Genomic DNA, 17,493 nt, shown 5'->3' on the forward strand with positions numbered 1-17,493 from the left:
GCGCGGAGGCTGCTCCGGCGGAATCCGCGCACGCCTACGAAGCCGTGTCCCCCCTTGGGAACGACACTTCCACGCGACGGTTCTTGCGCCTGCCCTCCTCGGAGGAGTTGTCGGCGATCGGGTAGTCCTCGCTGTAGCCGCGCACCTCGAAGGTGACGTCGCCGCCGAGGCTCGCGGCCAGCCGGTCGTGCACCGCCTCCGCGCGCTGCTTGGAGAGGACCAGGCCGTGGGCGTAGCTGCCGAGGTTGTCGGTGAAACCGAAGACACGGACGTTCGTCGCGTTCTGCTTCTTGACCTCGTCCGCGATGGCGTCGATGCGGGAGCGGGCCTCCGGGTTCAGCTTGGCGCTGTCCTTGGGGAACAGCACCTCGGCCTGCAGCGCGAAGGTGACGTTCTCATTGGTGTCCTCCCGCCGCTCCTCGCCGCCGAGGTCCTCCACGACGGACTTGATGTCCAGCACCTTGGCGGGCGCGAGCGTGGCCCCGTCGGCGAGCTTCAGCCCCGGGCTGGTGGGGTCGACGGAGGGGGGCGGGGAGGTGGTGACGCTGCCGGGGGGTGCGCTGGGGTTGTCGTCGGCGGTGGCCGGGGGGGCTCCGGTCAGGGTGAGGAGCGTGAGAGCGGCCGCGAGGACGGCCGCGGCGGAGCGCGGGGCGGGGGCCACGGCAGGTCACCCCTCGGAGATCTGGATGGAGGCGGGGGGCATGGCACCGACCTGGAAGTCGACGTCGGTGGTGCCTTCGGGCGGAGCGGGGAACTGGGCGAACCAGTCCGCCGACTGCCCCGCGTTCACGCCTCCGCCGTCGAACTTGGTGCAGAGACAGCGACCTTGGGTGTCACGCAGAACCAGATACTTCTTCTTGCCCTTGCTGTCGACGAGGGACGCACCAGCCAGTGAGGCGCCGTTCCTGCTCAGCTCGCGCTCGTCGCCGCGCCAGTTCGACGCGATCCAGAACTGTCCGCCGTTGTTGGTGACCGTCCCGCTCACGGTCACGAAGCCGCCCTGGTCACGCTCCGCGGAGGTGACGGTGAGCGTGATGTCACCGCTCTTCACCTCAGCGAGCACGTTGTCCGCGGCCTGCGTGGAGGACTGCTTGCTCTGGCCGCCGCCCTTCGCCGTGGACTCGGCCGACGGCGAGGACGCGCCGGGCTTGTCGTCGCCCCCGCTACCGCAGCCGACCATCGTGAGGAGCAGCCCGGTCGTGATCGCCACCGTGGACAGCGCCCTGCGGCCCGTCATGGTGTGCCGGATATCCATCGGTGCGGCTTCCTCTCACTCGGCCAGATGCACAGAGAACAGCACGGACGCGTCGGGGAGGTCGTCCGAACGGAAATCTTGGGGGTCGATGTCGACAAACCGGCCGTCACAGTCCAGCTCCACGGCCTTCTTGGGGTCGGCGTCCGACGCGAACGTGCAGCGCGGCTCGATCACCGCAGTGGCTTCAGCCCTGGCGTGCTGCGTCTCCGTGCCCGGAATGATGGACTCACCGACCGTGTAGCGCGTCTCGATCGCCACCCGGTATCCGGGATAGCCGTTCACTGTGGTCGGTACGGCACCGCCCTGGACCGTCGAGTCGTTCGCAGCGGCCAGCCGCTCGGCCGCTGCCGTCGCTCCCGCCCCCTGGAAGCCGTTGCCATGGAGCCAGTCCAGCCAGTCGTCGTCATGGCCGATCGCTTCTTGCAGGCCGGTCATCAGTTCGTCGCGGGAGTCCTGCGCGGCTGCCAATGCGGCAGCGTCCGCCGCAGATTGAGCACCGTTGCGGGCGGACGCTGCCTGAGCAAAGACGAAGAATGCGAACGCGACGAACAGCAGGATCCCCGTCAGCCAGATGTAGAGGGGGAGCGTCTGCCCTCGGTCGCCGCAGGGGTTCGGCCGCGTCAGCCGCCACCCGTCACCGACGTGACGGCGGTCCTGATCGCCCCGGAGATCATTCCATCCAGGCCGATCTGGTCGATCAGCGTGAAGATCCCCGCAATGATGATCATCAGCCCGGCGTACTCCACGAACCCCGCCCCGGCATCCCCCCGCATCCGGGATGCCACGGTCCGCCCCCACGCGCCGATCCTGTGTCTGGCTCTGGTCATCACGGTCCGTCCCCTCCCGCCCGATGCGGATGCCGTCAACCAACGCACCGTACGTGAAAGAGCCCTCACTCCGAGTGGGTCCAGGGGCCCAACTTCCCCGTCTCCTGCCGGTCATCGGGCCCACCCCTCCCCCGCCGTCCCCAGCCACCGGGCGATCGCCTGGCTGCGCGACGTACTGTGCAGCTTTGCGAAGATGCGATTGATGTGGTTCTTGACCGTCTTCTCACTGATGAAGCAAGTGGCGGCGATCTGCCGGTTGTTCATTCCGGACGCGATGAGATCCATGACCTCCACCTCCCTCGCGCTCAGACCGAAGTCCAGCCACCCCGCGGCCCGGCGCCGCAGGCTCGCCCTGCGGACGGGCCGGGCCTTCGAAGACTGTGCCACAACTGGTTGCATCTGCGAAGAAGTTTCCCCCGGTTGGTACGAAGCGCCGAGCGAAGACGAGACAGGGCAGCGACGGCCCTCCCTCAGCCCCCGTACCGCCTCGATCAGTTCGGCCGCCGTGAACTCGCCGTGCACCAGATAGCCGGAGGTCCCGCGGCGCAGCGCCTCGGCCACCACCTCCGGCTCCGTGCTGTACGTCAGCATCATCACGGGGGCCAGACGGGCCAGTTCGGGCAGTGCCGTCAGGCCGTCCGTGCCGGGCATGCGGACGTCCAGGAGGACGACCTCGGGGCGGTGGCGGCCGGCGAGCGCGAGGGCCTGTTCACCGTCCGCCGCCTCCGCGACCACCTCGATGTCGGGATGGACGGACAGCAGTGCGGTCAGTCCCGCGCGGACGACCGGGTTGTCGTCGGCCACGAGGACACGCAGGGGCGGGCCGGGAAGCGCCTGGTCAGGCATGTGCGGCCTCCTCTTGGGGGGTGGCGCAGAGGGGGACGTGCAGATGGATCTCGGCGCCCCCGAGCGGGGAACGGCCCAGGCAGAGGCGGCCGCCCAGGGACGTGGCGCGCTCCGACATGCCGAGCAGACCGAAGTGGCCGGTTTTCGCCAGGTCCTCGGGTGCGGTCGCCGGAGGCGGGCCGACGCCGTCGTCCTGCACGCGGAGGTCCAGGGCCTCGTCGTCGGCGGTGGTGAGCTCGACCCGTACGCGGGTCGCGTGGGCATGGCGGTGCGTGTTCTCGAGCGCCTCCGAGACGATCGCCAGCACGTGGTGCGCCGTCGCGTACGGGAGCGGGATCGGGGACTGGGGTGCCGACAGTTCGACTTCGGTCGTCGTACGTGCGGTGAACTCCGCGATGGCGCAATTGAGTTCGACTGTCAGGTCCGGACGCGTCGTCGTGAGGTCCGTACGGCGCCGCAGGTCCGACAGCAGGTCCCGGGACTCCGCCGCCGCCCTGCGTGCCGCGCCCGCCACCAGGTTCGCCTGGCGCTTGAGCGTGCCGGGGTCGCAGTGGTCGGCGGAGGCCGCGAGGGCGTCCGCCGCCAGCGCCAGGCCGTGCAGGGTCTTCGCCACCGAGTCGTGCATCTCCCGGGCGAGCCGGGCCCTCTCGGACTCGACGGCCTCCGCCGCCGCCAGCCGCGCGTCCGCCTCGGACAGCGCCTCGCCGGCCGCGCCGAAGCGGAACAGCAGATTGCGCAGGGTCACACCGATGATGCCCGCGGCCACGCAGAATCCGGCGACGAGGAGGGTGCTGACACCGGCGCCGGGACGGTGCTCCCAGGCGCGGAACGTGGAGAGCACCACGACCAGTTGGAGGCCGGTGAAGACGCCCGCGCCGCGCCAGCCGTACAGCAGGCCGGACAGGAGCGGAGTGCAGACGGTGGCGTACGCGAGCGGCGAGGCTGGAGAGGCGGTCACCAGGAGCGTGGCGACGAAGAGGAGGTCCAGCGCCATCAGCGTCGGGTGGGCCAGCAGGCGCGGGCCCACCCTCTCCCAGTCGCGCAGCAGGGCGTAGGAGGTCATGACGCCGAGGACGGCGGAGGCGAGGACGGCATATCGCGGCACACCGTCGGGGGTGTTGGCCAGGGCGAAGGGGGTGCCGATCACGACCATGGCGAGACGTACCGCCACGGTCTGGCGGCACAGGGACTGCAGCGCGTTCAGCTGGAGGCGGACGCTGGCCGGGGGCGGGGCGTCGTCCTCCAGGTACCCGGGTGTGGGGCGCGGGGTGCGGCTGCTCATCATCGGCCCAGAATCGATCCGAAGTCCGTGCCGGAGCCCAGGAACATGCCTGTGGCGATGAGGATCATCGTCGCAGGGAGCATGAAGACCAGGGTGACCAACGTGGCCTTGGGGATCGTCTTCGCGGCGCGGCGGCGGGCGTTCTGGGCGTCCGTGCGCCGCATGTCCGTGGCCAGCTGGATCAGGGTCTCCGCGATCGGGGAGCCGAGCTCCTCCCCTTGTTGCAGGGCCGACACGAACTGGGCGACCTGCTCGGAGGAGTTGCGCCGGCGCAGTTCGTCGAAGGCCTGGCGGCGGCTGACCCCCATGTCCATCTGGCGCAGGGTGATGCGCAGTTCGTCCGCCCATGGCCCCTCGTACTTCTCCGCCACCCGGTCCAGGGCCTGGCGGAAGCCGAGTCCCGCCGAGACGACGACCGCGAGGACGTCCAGGAAGTCAGGCAGCGTGCGGTCGATGACGTCCTTGCGCTCGCGGACGGCCTGCCGGATCAGCGCGTCGGCGGCGAGCAGCCCGAAGGCGAAGGTGCCGACGGCGAGCAGCGGATGGCCGTTGGTGAGGAAGATCAGGCCCATCAGGAGGCCGAAGATGCCGTACACCGCCCGTCGGGCGGCGTACCGGTGCAGGGTGAGGCCGCCGGGATTGCCGGCCATGTCGATGCGCCGGCGTTTCTCGTCGATGCGGCGCGGGCCCATCAGCCGTAGGACGAGAGGGGCGAAGCGCATCCCGAGCCGGTCGACCGCCGATCCCGCCCGGGACACACGGGTGGCACCCACTTCAAGGGCCAGCGAGAGATCGCTGGGCAGTTTGGCGTCGGCGCGGATCATACGGACGCCGAGGAGGATCCCGGCGACCGAGACGGCCATCAGCAGGGCGAGAAACAGCGGCAGCATGGTGACCTCCCCTCACACTTCGATCTTGCCGAGGCGGCGGATGACGAAGAAGCCGACCGTGTAGAGGCCGAGCGCCAGCAGGACCAGGCCCTGGCCGATGGGGGAGCCGGTGACACGGGCGAGGGCGCCCTCGTTCGAGGAGTTGACCAGGACGAGCGAGCCGAGGCCCAGCAGCGGGACCGTGAACGCCGTGGCGTTGACCTCGGAGAGCATCGTGCGGACCTCGCGCCGGGTCTCCTTGCGGTCCTCCAGGGTCTGGGTGAGGTTGCGCAGCGAGTTCACCACCGAGCCGCCCGCCTTGTTGGCCAGGACGAGCGTGGTCACGAGGACGATCAGCTCCCGGGAGGGGAGTCGCTCGGCCAGTTCGTTCAGGGCGTCGTCGACCGAGCGGCCCAGCGTCAGCTGGTCGGCGACCCGGGCGAGTTCCTCGCCGGCGGGGGCCTCGAGTTCCTCGGCCGCCATGGCGAGGGCCGTGCGCAGGGCGAGTCCGGCGGCCGTGGCGTTGGCCAGGAGGCGCGCCACGTCCGGGAGCTGGTTGATGAAGGCCTCGATGCGTTTCTGCCGCTGCCAGTTGAGGAAGACGGCCGCGCTCCACACCCCTACCAGAGCGGCGATCGGGCCGAAGAAGGGGGCCAGGGTCGTCGCGGCGATCAGCCAGAGCGCGACGACGACGGCGGTGACGTAGGTGACGAACTCCCCCGCCGTCAGGTCGAGCCCCGTCGAAGAGAGGCGCAGGTGGACGGCGCGGCCGAGACGGGTGCGGCGCAGCCTGCGGTCGATGGCCGTGAACCGCCGTACCCGGCCGCCCGCCGTGCGCAGGGGGCCCGCCGTGTCGCCGGAGAGCCGGTCGACGAGCGCCTGGCGCTGGGCGCGGCCGGAGGCGTACGCGTGCACGCCGGCCGCGGCGAGCGTCCCGGTGAGGACGGTGGCGCCGAGGGCGAGGAGAGCGGGGTCGGTCATGGCTCGCTCCTGAGGTGGACGGGGTTCATCCGATGGCCTGCCTCGTGTTCCGTGCGTCGATGGCCTCCGCCACGCCGAAGGCCGGCGGGAGCGGCTCGTTGGCGACGTACAACTTCTCCGCGACCGCCCGGGGCAGCGGCAGATGCTCGAAGCGGCCGCGGACGATCCGGTCGGCGGCGAGGGGCTGGGGCACGAAACGGGACACGGTGGCCACCCGGAACTGCTCGCGGCCGTGGGAGACGACGAGCGCGATCTCCACGACCTTGCGGGAGCCGTCGGCGTACCTCGCGAGCTGCACGATCACGTCGACCGCCGCGTTGATCTGGTCCTTGAGCGCCTCGAAGGGGATCAGCACCTCGGACATCGAGCCGAGGGTCTGCAACCGCATCAGCGCGTCCTCCGCCGAGTTGGCGTGGACCGTGGCCAGCGACCCGTCGTGGCCCGTGGACATCGCCTGGAGCATGTCGAGCGTCTCGCCGCCGCGGACCTCACCGACGATGATCCGGTCGGGGCGCATCCGGAGGCTGTTGCGGACCAGGTCGCGGATGGTGATCCGGCCCTTGCCCTCGACGTTCGGGGGGCGGGACTCCAGGCGGATCACATGCTCCTGCTGGAGCTGGAGTTCGGCCGAGTCCTCGATGGTGATGATGCGCTCGTGGGCCGGGATCAGCCCGGACAGGGCGTTGAGCAGGGTGGTCTTCCCGGTGCCCGTACCGCCGCTGACGATGAGGTTGAAGCGGGCGCGGACGAAGGCGGCGAGCAGCATCAGCATCTGCTCGTCGAGGGAGCCGAGGCCGATGAGTTCGGGGAGCGTGTAGGCGCGCGGGAAGCGGCGGATGGTGAGAGTGGGTCCGGTCAGGGCGAGCGGCGGGATGATGACGTTGACGCGTTCACCGGTGGGCAGGCGGGCGTCGACCATCGGGTTGGACTCGTCGACCCGGCGGTTGACCGTGGAGACGATGCGCTCGATCGTCTGCATCAGCTGCTCGGTGGAGGCGAAGCGCAGCGGGAGCTGCTCGACACGGCCGGCCCGCTCCACGAAGATCGAGTCCGGGCCGTTGACCATGATCTCGGTGATGGACGCGTCGGCGAGGAGCGGTTCGAGGACGCCCAGGCCGAGGGCCTCGTCGACGACCCGCCGGATCAGCTGGGAGCGCTCGGCGGAGGAGAGGACCGGCCCCTCCCGGCTGATGATGTGCCCGAGGACGCGCTCCAGGCGGACCCTGCGTTCGGCCGCCGCGAGGCCCGACATCTCGGCGAGGTCGATCTCTTCGAGGAGTTTGGCGCGGTAGACCGCGACGAGGTGTCCGTCCTCGCGGTCGGCCCCGCCGTCGTCGGGGGCGGCGATACGGGAGCGCAGGCTCATGTCCGTCGTCAGCTCCTCTCCGGGGTACCGGGGTCGGGGTCGTTGGGCATGGTGGCGTGGCGGGTCACGGTCCAGCCGCCGAAGAGGGGGATGACGGCGGGCACGCGGACAGTGACGGTGGCGGTGGTGGTGCCGGCGCCTTTGGGGGCGTCCACGCGGGGACTGAGCCAGCCGCTGACGGCCGCCGTGCCCGCCGTTTGACCGTCGCCGTTCTGCGAGGCGACACGGGCCGCGGCCCGTGCGGCGGTGCCGGCCTGGCTGATGCCGTAGCCGATGAGCCCGAGCTGGACGGCGGCCATGCCGATGACGAGGAGGATGGGCAGGTATCCGGCGAACTCCAGCATCGAGACGCCCCGGTCGTCGCGGAGACGAGCCCTCGGCGGCACTCTCATGGCCGGTTCCCCTCGAGCGCCGCGCCCGCGCTGCCGTCCACCCGCCAGCCCGGGTCGACGCCCGGGAAGAACAGGGGGACGTCCGCCTCGACCGTCGCCCTCATCACCGGGCCGCCCGGGTCCGGCGTGCAGCGGATCTGTGCCCCGCTCCACGCGCCCGGCAGATGTCTGGCGCCCGCCGACGCGCACGCCCCGGTCCAGTCGCCGTCCACCGCGTACGCCGCCGTGGCCGCCCGTGCCGCCTCGTCCGCCGCGTTGCCCGCGAGCGAGTACGTGTAGCCGTACAGGGCGCACTCCCACAGGAGCGCCATCACGACCAGGACGAGCGGGAACATGCCGGCGAACTCCAGGGTCACCGAGCCCCGGTCGCCGCCTTTGCGCCACAGGCTCAGCGCTCCCCGGTCCAAGGACACCTTGCGCCTCCGGCCGCCTCCGCCCTCGTGCGCCGTGACCAGGTCCAGCTCTCCCGCCAGCGACCACAGCGCCTGCTTCACGGCGGAGCGGGCGTCGAGGTCCTGGAGCCGTCCGGCGTCGACGACGGGCTGGAGTTCCTTGAAGGACGCCGGGACCGAGGCGCGGGCCACCTTCGTGCCGGTGACGCGTTCGACGAGGGCGGGCTGGATCTCCGTACCGCGTGAGTGGCGGTTGACGACGGTGACGGTCTCCTCGGCCTTGCGGATCTGGAGCCGGTCCCACAGGCGCACCATCCGTTTAGCGGCGCGGACCGCGATCACGTCCGGGGTCACGAGCAGCAGCGCCTGGTCGGCGACCTCGACGGCCGCGGCGGTGGCGGAGTTCATCTGGGAGCCGCAGTCGACGACCACGACGTCGTGGCGGGAGCGCAGGGTGCCGAGGATCTGGCGGGTCACCCGGTCCGTGACCTCCTCGCCTCGCTCCCCCTCGGCGGGGGCGAGGAGGAGCCCGATGCCGCTGTCGTGGGTGTAGAGCGCGTCCTGGAGGACCCGGGGGTTGATGTCCGTGATCCCGGCGAGGTCCGCCACCGAGCGGCGGAACTGGACGTCCAGGTAGGAGGCGACGTCCCCGGACTGCAGGTCGAGGTCGACCAGCGCGACCGTGCGGCCCGAGGCGCGTGCGGCGAGCGCCAGCTGGACGGCGGTGACCGTCGCTCCCACACCGCCCTTGGCCCCGGTCACCGTGACCACCGTCCCGCCCGCGCCGGCGTACAGCTCCGGTGTGCCGCTGCCCAGGTGGCGCCGCATGCCCACCGACCAGGCGGCGGCGGCTTGGACGCGTTCGGCGAGGGCGTCGTAGCCGAGGGGCAGGGTGACGATGCCGCGGGCGCCGGAGTCCATCGCGGCGGTGAGCACGCCCGTGCTCGTGTCGGCGGTGATGAGAACGACCCCGACCGCGGGGAACCGCAGCACCAGATCGCGGATGAGTTCGAGCGCGGGGACCGGACCGATCCGCTCGTGCACGAGCACGACCTCGGGCAGTTCGTCGAGGGACTCGCCGGCCAGCCGGGCCAGAGTGTCGAGCAGGGCCGTGGAGTCGTGGACCGGCGGTGCGGGTTCGGCGTCGTCGAGCCGGCTCAGCAGGGTGGTGAGCGAGCGGGCCGTGTCCAGGTCGCCGACGGCGGAGAGGATACGGATGGTCATCGGCGGCACCTCAGGGGGACAGGCCCGCTGGGCACGGGGACGGACCTCATGCGCGGCCTCCTACTTGTCCTGGTCGAGGGTGTAGGTGCGGTCTCCCGGGGCGACCGCGGTCTGGGTACCGCCCGCGACCAGGGCGAGCCGTACGTGTTCGGCGAACGACTCGGCGTAGGCCACCCGCTGGGCGTCGGCCGTGTCGAGCGCGAAGGTGATGGGGACGGCCTCGGTGGCGTTGCGGCGCCGTTCGTCGCTGGACTGGCCCGGGTCGAGCGCGGTGAGCTTGCCGACGTCGAGGACACGGGCGTTGGTCACGATGACCTTGGACTCGTCCTTGCTCTTCTCGTTGGCGGCCTTGAAGGTGGCGTAGATGTTGACCCGGGAGCCGGGGTCGATCTTGCCGGCCACACCGGTCGAGGCGTCGATCATGATGGCGATCTCCTGCTGTCCGGGCTGGAGTTCGGGCCGGTCGACGATCATGTCGGTCTGGAGCAGGGAGCCCTTCTCCAGCCGGGTCACCGCGATCTTGCCGCGGATCTGCGTGAGGCTGGTGACGGCGGTCGCGGACAGCCAGCGTCCGGGCATGGCTATCCGCTCGAACTGGTCGGCCGTGAGCTCCTTGTACGGCGCGATGTCGCTCTTGAGGCGGTACGCCGTGACCTCGGGGCCGACCTTCGAGTTCACGTCGCGGATCACCGACAGCACTCCGGCGAAGGCGCCGACGGCGGCGAGGGCCGAGAGGACCAGCAGGATGACGCCACGGCGCTGGCGTGAGTTCATGACGCGGACAACCTCGATCGGAGCGGTGGGGGACGGGCGGTCGAGCGGTCGTGCGGTCGTGCTGTGGAGTTGTGCCTTCGGGGTTACGTGCCGCCCCGTGGCAGGGCGCGGGCAGCGGTGACCGGCTGCTGTGCGGGCGGCGGGGGCAGGGGCGCCGCGCAGAACCCGCAGCGGTCGCCGATGAGCTCCAGCCCGCACCAGTGGCAGACCTCGCGTCGTACCGACGAGACGAGGTGGTAGAGCACGGACACGTCGTGCAGGCCCGCCGCGAACTCGACGAGCCGGCCGGTCCCCCACCACCGCCCGGACATCTCCGGCAGCGGCACGGTCGCGACACCCTGGACGCGCCAGGCGGGCGCGAGGCGGGCGGTGACCCAGTCCGAGGGCGGCTGACCGGCGGCGACCAACATCCGGGTACCGAACTCGGGGCCGGGCAACTCCTCCTGCCCGGCCCGTACGAGCAGCGGCCGGGGATGGGCGAGCACGCCGAACTGGGCGCCCGGCACCCATGACTTGGCGTGTGAGGCCAGCGGGACGGGGACGTGGTCGAGCTTGGCGACCGAACCGAGGAGGGCGCCCGCGTAGATGTAGTGGGCGAGCAGCCGCGCGGACGAGGCCAGCACCCCAGGACTGAAGTCGCAGACGGACAGCTGCCGCAGCTGCTGGGCGAGCAGGGCCAGTCCGAGGGGAGGCAGGTCCACTCCGAGGACGGCGATGCGGTCGCTCTCCAGGACGGAGCGCACCGTACGCAGCCGCTGCACAGCCTGAGTGTCGCCGGAGGCGGGGTGCAGGGCGATCACATAGCCATGCTGCTCGACCAGTGCGTGCATACCGGTCAGGGACTGTTCGAGGGTGGGCTGAGGCTGGACCGCGGCGGGCGGCGTCCGCCGGTCGAGCGGCGGCAGCACCAGGTCGGAACTGGTGACGGCTATCGCGGTCGGCACGGCTGCACACCACCCCGTTCACTGCGGCGGGGTGGTCGACCACCGCCTCAGATCGCCCCTGTGACGTCCCATTGCATCGTCCTGCACCAGCACCATATCCACGGCATGCCCCGCTCAACACCGAATCCGGAAGATCATCTCACCGAAGGTGCGAGCGTGATCAACGCAGAGTAGGCGTGCAGACGTCAACTCGACCCTCGTTCCGGGCCGTTGCCATCACCAGAGGCCTTGACAACCCAATTGGTCTGGACCAAATTCTTTCGTCAGGCGGTGGCCACCGTTCCGCAATGCCCTCCTGCCCCCCATACCCCCCTCGGAGGCCCAAGTGGACCGCATATCAGGCATGCCCCGCCCCAGACGAACCCTCGCCGGGGCCGCCGTCGCAGCGCTCGCCCTCTCCTTCCTGGCCGCCGGTCCCGCGGCCGCCGCGGACGTGAACAACGCCAGGAACGCCGGGTTCGAGTCGGGCCTCGCCAACTGGACCTGTGCGGCGGGCAGCGGCACGACGGTGTCGTCGCCGGCGCACGGCGGGTCTGCCGCGCTGAAGGCCACACCCTCGGGCCAGGACTACGCGCAGTGCTCGCAGACGGTCGCGGTCAAGCCCAACTCGACGTACACGCTGAGCGCCTGGGTCCAGGGCGGGTACACGTTCCTGGGAACCACGGGCACCGGCACCACGGACGTGTCGACCTGGACACCGGACTCGACGAGCTGGAAACAGCTCTCGACGACCTTCACCACCGGCGCCTCGACCTCGTCGGTGACGGTGTATCTGCACGGCTGGTACGGACAGGCGGCGTACTACGCGGACGACGTGTCGGTGTTCGGCCCGGACGGGGGCGGCGGCGGTGACCCGGCCCCGACCGTGCCCGCGACCCCCACGGGCCTCGCGGTCTCTTCCACCACCTCCTCGTCGGTCTCCCTGGCCTGGAACGCGGTGTCGGGCGCGACGGGCTACAACGTGTACCGCAGCGGCACGAAGGTGGCCGCCGTCACCGGCACCTCCGCGACCGTGACGGGACTGTCACCGTCGACCTCGTACTCGTTCCAGGTGACGGCGGCCAACGCGGCGGGCGAGTCGGCCAAGTCGACGCCGGTGACCGCCACGACCGCGGCCACCGGCGGGGGTGGCGGCGGGACACTCCCCAAGCACGCGGTCACGGGCTACTGGCAGAACTTCAACAACGGCGCGACGGTCCAGAAGATCTCGGACGTCCCGTCGCAGTACGACATCATCGCGGTGGCCTTCGCCGACGCCACGGGCACACCGGGCGCCGTGACCTTCAACCTGGACTCGGCCGGCCTCGGCGGCTACACCGTGGACCAGTTCAAGGCGGACATCAGGGCGAAGCAGGCGGCCGGCAAGAAGGTAATCGTCTCGGTGGGCGGCCAGAACGGCACGGTGTCGGTGAGCGACTCCACCTCCGCGGCGAACTTCGCCAACTCGCTCTACTCCCTGATGCAGACCTACGGCTTCGACGGCGTGGACATCGACCTGGAGAACGGCCTGAACGCGACCTACATGTCGCAGGCCCTGCGGCAGCTGTCCTCGGAGGCGGGCTCCTCGCTGGTCATCACGATGGCCCCGCAGACGATCGACATGCAGTCGACGTCGAACGGGTACTTCCAGACGGCGCTGAACATCAAGGACATCCTGACCGTCGTCAACACCCAGTACTACAACAGCGGTTCGATGCTGGGCTGCGACGGCAAGGTCTACAGCCAGGGCTCGGTGGACTTCGTGACCGCCCTGGCCTGCATCCAGCTCGAGGGGGGTCTGTCCCCGTCGCAGGTGGGCCTCGGCGTCCCGGCCTCACCGAGCGGGGCGGGCAGCGGCTATGTCTCCCCCACGGTGGTGAACAACGCCCTGGACTGCCTGACGAAGACCACGAACTGCGGTTCCTTCCGGCCGTCGAAGACGTACCCCGACCTGCGGGGCGCGATGACATGGTCGACAAACTGGGACGCGGCCTCCGGCAACGCCTGGTCGAACGCGGTGGGACCGCACGTGCACGCGCTGCCGTGACGGTGGAATGACAGACGCCTCAGGGGCGGGACGGCTTGCCGTGAGCAGGCCGTCCCGCCCCTTTCGTCTGCGCCGGCAGATCGCCCCATGGCGGCCGCGAGGCGGACGGATCACGGGGCCGGTGTCCCCTCCCGCACAGGTCTGTTGAAACATTTCTCCGGGTCCACCGCATCAATGAGATGAAGGCGGTCGGAAGAAACCGAGAGACCGGGGGAACAGATGCGGCAGGGCCGGAGCGAGGGATACCCGGAGTTCGCGGCGGCACGTGCCGGCCATCTGTACCGGTCCGCCTGCCTCCTCACCGGCGGCGACACCCATCTCGCCGAGGACCTCGTCCAGGAGACCCTCGGCCGGGTGTACCTCCGCTGGGGCCGGATCTCCCGCGTCGACAACCCCGCCGGCTACGCCCAGACCATCCTCACCCGTACCTTCCTCGCCCACCAGCGGCGGCACAGCAGCCGCAAGGAACGCGCCACCGACGTGCTCCCCGACGTCCCCGTGCAGGACACGCCCGGTGACATGCCGCTGCGGCTCACCCTGCTCGAGGCGCTCGGCCGGCTGCCCGCCAAGGACCGGGCCGTAATCGTCCTGCGCTACTGGGAGGACCGCAGCATCGAGGAGACCGCGGCCGCGATGAACACCAGCTCGGCCGCCGTGCGCACACGCTGCGTCCGCGCACTCGCCCGGCTGCGCTCCCTCCTCGGCGGCGCCATCAGCGAGTACGCAACCCCCTGACCACCCCGCCCCGCCCCTGCCCCACAACCCTCACCCGCAGAAAAGGCGGTTCGCCATGCCCGTAGAAGACCACGACCTCTTCGAGGACCAGCTCGCCTCGGCCCTGCGGCAGGCCGGCGACACCTTCGAGCCCGACCGGCACGCCCTCGTCGTCGGCGGCGAGGAGCGCGGCCGGCGGATCCGGCGCGGCCGGGCCGCCGTCGTGGGCGGCGCGACCGGCGTCGCGCTCGTGGGGCTCGGCGCGGCCATGCTCCTGCCCGCCGGTCACGGCGCGGACGGACAGCAGCGGTCCGTGGCCGCCGGTCCGTCCACTCACGCCGTCTCGGCCGCGCCGCGGACCACCGTGTCGGGCGGCCAACTGGTCCGCACCCTCCAGAAGCTGCTGCCCGAGGGGCGGTTCAGCCAGGAGGCGGGGAACGGTACGGACGGCCGGCTGCCGCCGTTCGCCCGGCTCGTGTACGACGACGGCAAGGGCAAGGCCGGCATCGCCGTCGGCCTCACCCGAGTCCAGCCCGGCGGCCAGGAGGCCGTTCAGAGCACCCAGTGCCCCGACAAGGTGTTCATCGCGTACGACGCCTGCACCAGCACCACGCTGTCCGACGGATCCCGGCTCATGGTCCTGCAGGGGTACGAGTACCCGGACCGCCGCGTCGACACGAAGCTGTGGAACGCGGAACTCGTCACGCCGTCCGGGCAGCACATCAGCGTGCAGGAGTGGAACTCCCCCGCCGAGAAGGACGCGCCCATCACCCGGGACGAGCCGCCGCTGTCGCCCTCCCAGCTCAGGACGCTCGTCACCGCACCCGAGTGGCGCGCGGCCGCCGACACCATCCCCGTGAGCACCGGGAAGCCGTCGGCCGAGCCGAGCACCACACAGGGCGTCCCCCACGGCTCCGTCTCCAAGACGCTGGTCTCGCTGCTGCCCAAGGGGCTCGAGGCCGTCTCGAAGAGCCGTGCGGACGCGGAGTTCGGATATGTGGTCCTCGACGACGGAAAGGGCGCGAGCCTCGTCCAGGTCAACGTTCAGCCCGACATGTCGGACGTGGAGGGCCAGCTCTTCGGCGACGGCGCCACGACCCTGCCCGACGGCACCAAGGTCGCCACGCGCCAGGGGCCCGGTGAGAAGGGCGGCCAGGGGGTCGTCATGTGGACCGTGGACACCATTCGTCCCGGCGGCTTCCGGGTGGTGATCAGTGCCTTCAACTCCGGCGCCCAGTACACGTCCGCGACGCGTACGGCCCCGGTGCTCACCATGAAGCAGCTGGAAGCCATCGCCACCAGCGCGAAGTGGCGCACGCTGGGCTGACGTACGGCAGCCGAAAGGGCCCCGGCGGGTGAACGCCGGGGCCCTTTCGCCGTCCGACGAACCGGGACGCGTCTCCAACTACTGGAGAACGCGAACTGCATGTACCGCTCCATCGGGAAAGCGGCGCAGTACTGCGGTTGACGGCCCGGATCAGTCCTCTGCCTTCTCGAGGACGGCGGCCTTGTCCTCGCCGTCCTCGAAATAGGTGTCCAGGACCTCGTCGAGCCGTGCCTCCCACTCCTGGAAACGCGAGCGGGAATCGGCCTCGATCTCGATCGGGTACCAGCGGCGCTCCGGCGTGTGCACGGTCACCGTGAACCGCTTGCCGAAGCGCGAGGTCTCCGTCTCCACGGCGCCGATCTCGTCCCACCGGAACTCGCACTCCTGGTCGTCCAGGCGGAGTTGTACGCCGCTGTGGTCCGCGACGATCCGGGCGCGGCGGTCGGAGGCCTCGAAGACGGGGCGCTCCGGTTCCGACTCCGTCGGGGACTCCTCCTCGGGCTCCTCGACGGGCTCTTTCTCCCCGGCCGGATTCTCCTCGGCGGCCGGCGCGTCGGAGACCGCGCCGTCGGAGGCGGTCTCCTGGGTCACGACCCCGGACTCCGGGTCCTCCGGCTTGGCGTCCCCGGGTTCGCCGGACACGGGTGAGATGAGCCCGGGAATGAAGGCCGGGTCCATACCGGCGCCGTCCAGGGGCTGGCTGCTCGAACCAATGCGCTGCTCCACAGCGGGCAGTATGGTCGAAGATCCTGTGCCGGACACAGCCAGCCCCGGCATCGTTATACGAATCTTCGCTATACGAAGACACTCACCACGGCGGCCGCCGCGAATCCGGCCACCGACAGCACCGACTCCAGCACCGTCCATGTCCGCAGCGTGTCGCGCTCGCTGATGCCGAAGTACTTCGCCACCATCCAGAAGCCCCCGTCGTTGACGTGCGAAGCGAAGATGGAACCGGCCGAGATGGCCATGATGACCAGGGCGACGAAGGCCTGGGAGTGGTGGCCCTCCGACAGCAGCGGGGCGACGATGCCCGCTGTCGTGACGATCGCCACCGTCGCCGAGCCCTGGGCCACGCGCAGGACGAGCGAGATCAGGTACGCGAGGACGAGCACCGGCAGGCCGACGTCGTGGAAGGTGTCGGAGAGGGCCTGTGCGACCCCGCTGCCCTTGAGGACCGAGCCGAAGATGCCGCCCGCGCCGACCACCAGCAGGATGTTGCCGACCGGCTTGAGGGAGGCGGTGGACACCGCCTCCAGGGACTTGCGGGACCAGCCTCGGCGGATGCCCAGCAGGTAGTACGCCAGCAGCAGCGCGATCGTCAGCGCCACGAACGGGTGGCCGAAGAACTCGATCACGGACCGTCCGGTCGACGGGTCGAAGGCGATCGAGGAGAACGTCGCGAGGAGGATGAGGATCAGGGGCGTACCGATGATCGCGAAGACGGTGGCGAGCGGCACCGGCTTCTCCGACGGGGTGACGCCGGCCGCCCGCTGTTCCAGCGCGAGAGCGGTCTTCGCCTCCTCCGCCGCCTCGACCATGTCCTGCGGAACGGGCACGAAGATCCGCCTGCCGATCCAGGCCGACCACGCCCACGCGGCCAGCACCGCCGGGATGCCGCAGACGATGCCCATCAGGATGACCATGCCCAGGTCGACCTTCAGCAGACCGGCGGCGGCCACCGGGCCGGGGTGCGGCGGCAGGAACGCGTGGGTCATCGACAGGCCGGCCAGCAGCGGCAGGCAGTAGAGCAGGATCGACTTGCCCCCGCGCTTGGCGGCCGCGTACACGATCGGCGCGAGCACGAAGATGCCGACGTCGAAGAAGACCGGGATACCGAAGATCAGACCGGTCAGGCCCATGGCGAGGGGGGCTCGCTGCTCGCCGAACAGGCCCAGCAGCCGGGACGCCAGCACCTCGGCGCCGCCGCTGACTTCGAGGACCGCGCCGAGCATCGTGCCCAGGCCGATGATGATGGCGACATGGCCGAGGGTGCCGCCCATGCCCGACTCGATGAGGGAGACGGCGTCCGAGCGCTGGACCGTGCCGAAGAGTTCGGTGACCGACAGGCCCGCGCCGAGGCCGACGGCTATGGAGACCGCCAGCAGCGCCACGAAGGGCTGGAGCCGCAGCTTGATGATCAGGACGAGCAGCAGCGCGATACCGAGTGCGGCGACCGTGAGCAGACCGGCGGTGCCGTGGACGAGGAGGAGCAGGCCGCCGGTGTGGGGCGGGGGCGGAGGGGTTCCGGTGGCGGCCAGGAAAGACATGTAC

The 17,493-nt window shown here is 70.8% G+C and carries 18 protein-coding genes; 3 read left to right on the forward strand and 15 right to left on the reverse strand.

All coding sequences use genetic code 11. The features are described from left to right. Positions 1–34: 34 nt before the first annotated feature. From ABZ904_RS20135 to ABZ904_RS20195, 13 genes are all read right to left on the reverse strand, one after another. Positions 35–661 carry an OmpA family protein gene (locus ABZ904_RS20135; RefSeq protein WP_361824796.1) on the reverse strand — a complete coding sequence of 209 codons (627 nt, stop codon included), beginning with the start codon at positions 659–661 and terminating at the stop codon, positions 35–37. 6 nt (positions 662–667) lie between these two features. After that, positions 668–1,255, reverse strand: coding sequence for a hypothetical protein (locus ABZ904_RS20140; RefSeq protein ID WP_361824797.1), 588 nt, complete (start codon positions 1,253–1,255; stop codon positions 668–670). Between the two features lie 15 nt (positions 1,256–1,270). Then, on the reverse strand, positions 1,271–1,879 hold the full coding sequence (locus tag ABZ904_RS20145) for a pilus assembly protein TadG-related protein (protein ID WP_361824857.1): 609 nt from the start codon (positions 1,877–1,879) through the stop codon (positions 1,271–1,273). Next, positions 1,876–2,082: a hypothetical protein gene (locus ABZ904_RS20150; protein WP_361824800.1), complete on the reverse strand. Its 207-nt coding sequence runs from the start codon at positions 2,080–2,082 to the stop codon at positions 1,876–1,878. The genes ABZ904_RS20145 and ABZ904_RS20150 overlap by 4 nt, the downstream gene beginning before the upstream one ends. 111 nt (positions 2,083–2,193) lie before the next feature. Continuing rightward, entirely contained in the window at positions 2,194–2,928 is a 735-nt protein-coding gene (locus ABZ904_RS20155; protein ID WP_360995825.1) for a response regulator transcription factor, read from the reverse strand. Next, a complete protein-coding gene (locus tag ABZ904_RS20160) occupies positions 2,921–4,213 on the reverse strand; it encodes a histidine kinase (protein WP_361824802.1) in 1,293 nt (430 codons plus the stop codon). Before ABZ904_RS20160 ends, ABZ904_RS20155 begins: the two co-directional genes overlap by 8 nt. Then, a complete protein-coding gene (locus ABZ904_RS20165) occupies positions 4,210–5,100 on the reverse strand; it encodes a DUF5936 domain-containing protein (protein WP_359392182.1) in 891 nt (296 codons plus the stop codon). The genes ABZ904_RS20160 and ABZ904_RS20165 overlap by 4 nt, the downstream gene beginning before the upstream one ends. A 12-nt stretch (positions 5,101–5,112) precedes the next feature. Beyond that, positions 5,113–6,060, reverse strand: a complete 948-nt coding sequence (locus ABZ904_RS20170; RefSeq protein ID WP_359392184.1) for a type II secretion system F family protein — start codon at positions 6,058–6,060, stop codon at positions 5,113–5,115. Positions 6,061–6,085: 25 nt separating this feature from the next. Further along, positions 6,086–7,426, reverse strand: a complete 1,341-nt coding sequence (locus ABZ904_RS20175) for a CpaF family protein (protein WP_359392186.1) — start codon at positions 7,424–7,426, stop codon at positions 6,086–6,088. An 8-nt stretch (positions 7,427–7,434) separates the two neighbouring features. Continuing rightward, positions 7,435–7,818 (reverse strand): TadE/TadG family type IV pilus assembly protein, encoded by a 384-nt coding sequence (locus ABZ904_RS20180; RefSeq protein WP_359392188.1) that lies wholly within the window; start codon positions 7,816–7,818, stop codon positions 7,435–7,437. Further along, positions 7,815–9,434, reverse strand: a complete 1,620-nt coding sequence (locus ABZ904_RS20185; RefSeq protein WP_361824806.1) for an AAA family ATPase — start codon at positions 9,432–9,434, stop codon at positions 7,815–7,817. Before ABZ904_RS20185 ends, ABZ904_RS20180 begins: the two co-directional genes overlap by 4 nt. Positions 9,435–9,494: 60 nt before the next feature. Continuing rightward, positions 9,495–10,208 carry a Flp pilus assembly protein CpaB gene (gene cpaB / locus ABZ904_RS20190; RefSeq protein WP_359392192.1) on the reverse strand — a complete coding sequence of 238 codons (714 nt, stop codon included), beginning with the start codon at positions 10,206–10,208 and terminating at the stop codon, positions 9,495–9,497. Positions 10,209–10,291: 83 nt separating this feature from the next. After that, positions 10,292–11,152, reverse strand: coding sequence for a hypothetical protein (locus tag ABZ904_RS20195; protein WP_360995813.1), 861 nt, complete (start codon positions 11,150–11,152; stop codon positions 10,292–10,294). 343 nt (positions 11,153–11,495) lie between these two features. On the opposite strand from ABZ904_RS20195, the gene ABZ904_RS20200 reads away from it, so the two are divergent. The 3 genes from ABZ904_RS20200 (at position 11,496) to ABZ904_RS20210 (ending at position 15,219) form a co-directional block, all read left to right on the forward strand. After that, the gene (locus ABZ904_RS20200; RefSeq protein ID WP_361824860.1) at positions 11,496–13,178 is read left to right on the forward strand and encodes a glycoside hydrolase family 18 protein; all 1,683 of its coding nucleotides are present in this window, start codon (positions 11,496–11,498) and stop codon (positions 13,176–13,178) included. Between the two features lie 219 nt (positions 13,179–13,397). Further along, a complete protein-coding gene (locus ABZ904_RS20205) occupies positions 13,398–13,913 on the forward strand; it encodes a SigE family RNA polymerase sigma factor (protein WP_359392198.1) in 516 nt (171 codons plus the stop codon). A 55-nt stretch (positions 13,914–13,968) separates the two neighbouring features. Then, positions 13,969–15,219 (forward strand): hypothetical protein, encoded by a 1,251-nt coding sequence (locus tag ABZ904_RS20210; protein ID WP_359392200.1) that lies wholly within the window; start codon positions 13,969–13,971, stop codon positions 15,217–15,219. Between the two features lie 150 nt (positions 15,220–15,369). Here the strand turns inward: ABZ904_RS20210 and ABZ904_RS20215 are convergent, their stop codons facing one another. Both ABZ904_RS20215 and ABZ904_RS20220 read right to left on the reverse strand, forming a co-directional pair. After that, positions 15,370–15,945: a hypothetical protein gene (locus tag ABZ904_RS20215; RefSeq protein WP_360995801.1), complete on the reverse strand. Its 576-nt coding sequence runs from the start codon at positions 15,943–15,945 to the stop codon at positions 15,370–15,372. Between the two features lie 68 nt (positions 15,946–16,013). Further along, positions 16,014–17,489, reverse strand: coding sequence for a gluconate:H+ symporter (locus ABZ904_RS20220; protein ID WP_361824810.1), 1,476 nt, complete (start codon positions 17,487–17,489; stop codon positions 16,014–16,016). Positions 17,490–17,493 lie beyond the last annotated feature (4 nt).

This window comes from Streptomyces sp. NPDC046900 (assembly GCF_040644975.1).
Lineage (GTDB): Bacteria > Actinomycetota > Actinomycetes > Streptomycetales > Streptomycetaceae > Streptomyces.

Bases quoted from the DNA above. Each gene is read 5' to 3' on its own strand.
- cpaB (WP_359392192.1), bottom strand. From the start codon at position 10,208: ATGAACTCACGCCAGCGCCGTGGCGTCATCCTGCTGGTCCTCTCGGCC.
- ABZ904_RS20140 (WP_361824797.1), bottom strand. From the start codon at position 1,255: ATGGATATCCGGCACACCATGACGGGCCGCAGGGCGCTGTCCACGGTG.
- ABZ904_RS20220 (WP_361824810.1), bottom strand. From the start codon at position 17,489: ATGTCTTTCCTGGCCGCCACCGGAACCCCTCCGCCCCCGCCCCACACC.
- ABZ904_RS20155 (WP_360995825.1), bottom strand. From the start codon at position 2,928: ATGCCTGACCAGGCGCTTCCCGGCCCGCCCCTGCGTGTCCTCGTGGCC.
- ABZ904_RS20150 (WP_361824800.1), bottom strand. From the start codon at position 2,082: ATGACCAGAGCCAGACACAGGATCGGCGCGTGGGGGCGGACCGTGGCA.
- ABZ904_RS20165 (WP_359392182.1), bottom strand. From the start codon at position 5,100: ATGCTGCCGCTGTTTCTCGCCCTGCTGATGGCCGTCTCGGTCGCCGGG.
- ABZ904_RS20210 (WP_359392200.1), top strand. From the start codon at position 13,969: ATGCCCGTAGAAGACCACGACCTCTTCGAGGACCAGCTCGCCTCGGCC.
- ABZ904_RS20200 (WP_361824860.1), top strand. From the start codon at position 11,496: ATGCCCCGCCCCAGACGAACCCTCGCCGGGGCCGCCGTCGCAGCGCTC.
- ABZ904_RS20205 (WP_359392198.1), top strand. From the start codon at position 13,398: ATGCGGCAGGGCCGGAGCGAGGGATACCCGGAGTTCGCGGCGGCACGT.
- ABZ904_RS20160 (WP_361824802.1), bottom strand. From the start codon at position 4,213: ATGATGAGCAGCCGCACCCCGCGCCCCACACCCGGGTACCTGGAGGAC.
- ABZ904_RS20180 (WP_359392188.1), bottom strand. From the start codon at position 7,818: ATGAGAGTGCCGCCGAGGGCTCGTCTCCGCGACGACCGGGGCGTCTCG.
- ABZ904_RS20175 (WP_359392186.1), bottom strand. From the start codon at position 7,426: ATGAGCCTGCGCTCCCGTATCGCCGCCCCCGACGACGGCGGGGCCGAC.
- ABZ904_RS20185 (WP_361824806.1), bottom strand. From the start codon at position 9,434: ATGACCATCCGTATCCTCTCCGCCGTCGGCGACCTGGACACGGCCCGC.
- ABZ904_RS20170 (WP_359392184.1), bottom strand. From the start codon at position 6,060: ATGACCGACCCCGCTCTCCTCGCCCTCGGCGCCACCGTCCTCACCGGG.